This is a genomic window from Streptomyces sp. WELS2, from assembly GCF_013870595.1.
Lineage (GTDB): Bacteria > Actinomycetota > Actinomycetes > Streptomycetales > Streptomycetaceae > Streptomyces.
Map to the genome: position 1 here is coordinate 1 of NZ_JACBWZ010000879.1, position 2,427 is coordinate 2,427.

At 73.3% G+C, this 2,427-nt stretch carries 2 protein-coding genes and 1 pseudogene; 1 reads left to right on the forward strand and 2 read right to left on the reverse strand.

Features of this window, described 5'->3' with window-relative positions; translation table 11 throughout:
* A pseudogene (locus H5J33_RS31170) lies at window positions 1-479 on the forward strand (amino acid deaminase/aldolase); the annotation flags it as partial.
* Window positions 480-485: 6 nt separating this feature from the next.
* Here the strand turns inward: H5J33_RS31170 and H5J33_RS31175 are convergent.
* Window positions 486-1,268: a 3-oxoacyl-ACP reductase gene (locus H5J33_RS31175; RefSeq protein WP_181798115.1), complete on the reverse strand. Its 783-nt coding sequence runs from the start codon at window positions 1,266-1,268 to the stop codon at window positions 486-488.
* Window positions 1,265-2,427: aldehyde dehydrogenase (locus tag H5J33_RS31180; protein ID WP_181798116.1), on the reverse strand; the 1,163-nt coding region annotated here is incomplete at its 5' end. The genes H5J33_RS31180 and H5J33_RS31175, both read right to left, overlap by 4 nt.

The following is a 2,427-nucleotide window of genomic DNA, read 5'->3' on the forward strand; positions in this document are numbered from 1 at the left end:
TGGAGTTCGTCAACGGCGGCGGCACCGGCAGCGTGCAGCACACCGCCGCCGAGGACGCGGTCACCGAGATCGCCGCCGGTTCGGGGCTGTACGTGCCGCGCCTGTTCGACAACTACACCTCCTTCACCGGCCGTCCGGCCGCCCTGTTCGCGCAGCCGGTGGTCCGGCGGCCCGGCGTCGGGGTGGTGACCGTGCTCGGCGGCGGCTATCCGGCCTCCGGTGCCGCCGGAGCCGACCGGCTGCCGGTGCCGTACCTGCCCGAGGGGCTGCGGTACGACCCGCAGGAGGGACCCGGGGAGGTGCAGACCCCGCTGCTCGGCTCGCCCGCCGACGACCTGCTGATCGGCGACAAGGTGTGGTTCCGGCACGCCAAGGCGGGCGAGCTGTGCGAGCGGTTCGAGGCGCTGCACCTGATCGAGGGCGACACGGTGACCGCGACCGTGCCGACCTACCGGGGTGAGGGGCACACCTTCCTGTGAGGCGCCCTACAGGGGTGTGACGTAGGCGCCGGTGAGGCCGCCGTCCACCAGGAAGTCGGTGGCGTTGACGAAGGAGGAGTCGTCGCTGGCCAGGAAGGCGACGGCGGCGGCGATCTCCTCGGCCTCGGCGAACCGGCCGGCGGGGATGTGCACCAGGCGGCGCGCGGCGCGCTCGGGGTCCTTGGCGAACAGCTCCCGCAGCAGCGGGGTGTCGACCGGGCCGGGGCACAGGGCGTTGACCCGGATGCCCTCCCGGGCGAACTGCACGCCGAGTTCGCGGGACATGGCGAGGACCCCGCCCTTGGAGGCGGTGTAGGAGATCTGGCTGGTGGCCGCGCCCATCCGGGCCACGAAGGACGCGGTGTTGATGATGGAGCCCTTGCCCTGGCGCCGCATGTAGGGGATGGCGGCCTTGCAGCACAGGTACACGGAGGTGAGGTTGACCTCCTGGACGCGCTTCCAGGCCTCCAGGCCGGTCTCGAGGATGGAGTCGTCGTCGGGCGGGGAGATGCCGGCGTTGTTGAAGGCGACGTCGACGCTGCCGTAGGTGTCGTACGCCGCCTTGAACAGCGCCTCGACCTGCCCGGGGTCGGTGACGTCGGTCTTGACGAAGAGTCCGCCCACCTCCTGCGCGGCGGCCTTGCCGTGGGTCTCGTCGATGTCGGCGCAGACCACGTGGGCCCCTTCGGAGGCGAGGCGGCGGGCACTGGCGAGGCCGATGCCGCTGCCGGCTCCGGTCACGACGGCGGTACGGCCGGTCAGGCGGCGGCAGACGCTGTTGTCGGTCACTGTGCGGGGCCCTCCGTGCTGATGAAGACGTTCTTGGTCTCGGTGAAGGCGGTCAGGGCGTCGGGGCCGAGTTCGCGGCCGAGGCCGGACTGCTTGAAGCCGCCGAAGGGGGTCCAGTAGCGGACGCTGGAGTGGGAGTTCACGGACAGGTTGCCCGCGCGGACGGCCTGGGAGACGCGCAGGGCGCGGCCCACGTCCCGGGTCCAGACCGAGCCGGACAGCCCGTAGGGGGTGTCGTTGGCGAGGCGGACGGCGTCCTGCTCGTCGGTGAAGGGGAGCAGGACGGCCACGGGGCCGAAGATCTCCTCGCGGGCCGCCCGGCCGTCGGGCCGCTCTCCCGTGAGCACGGTCGGCGGGAACCAGAAGCCGGGACCGTCGGGGGCGCTGCCGCGCAGGGCCGGGGCGTCGTCGGGGACGTAGGACCGTACGCGCTCCCGTTGCCGTGCCGAGATCAGCGGGCCCATCTGGGTCTTCTCGTCGGCCGGGTCGCCGACGACCACGGCGGCCAGCGCCTCGGCGAGCAGGGCCCGGGCCTCCTCCAGCACGCTCTCCTGGACCAGGACGCGGGTGCGGGCGCAGCAGTCCTGGCCGCAGTTGTCGAGGAAGGAGAAGGGGTCGAGGGCGGCGGTGAGGTCGGCGTCGGCGAAGACCACGTTGGGGCTCTTGCCGCCGAGTTCGAGGGTGACCGGTTTGACCAGGCGGGCGCAGCGTTCCATGACCTCGCGGCCGGTGCGGGTGGAACCGGTGAAGACGATCTTGGCGACGTCCGGGTGGTCGACCAGGGCGCGGCCGGCGGTGGTGCCGTAGCCGGGCAGCACCTGGAAGAGGTGTTCGGGCAGGCCCGCCTCCAGGGCCAGGCCGGCGAGGCGGAGCGCGGTGAGCGGGGTGGCCTCGGCGGGCTTGAGGACGACGGCGTTGCCCGCGGCGAGCGCCGGGAAGGAGCCCCAGGCGGCGATCGGCATGGGGAAGTTCCAGGGGGCGATCACGCCGACCACGCCGAGGGGTTCGTGGAAGGTGACGTCCCAGCCGCCGGGTGCCGGGATCTGCCGGCCGAGCAGGCGTTCGGCGCCGCCGGCCGCGTACAGGAGCACATCGCGGGCGTTGCCCGCCTCCCAGCGGGCGTTGCCGAGGGTGTGGCCGGCCTCGCGGACCTCCAGCC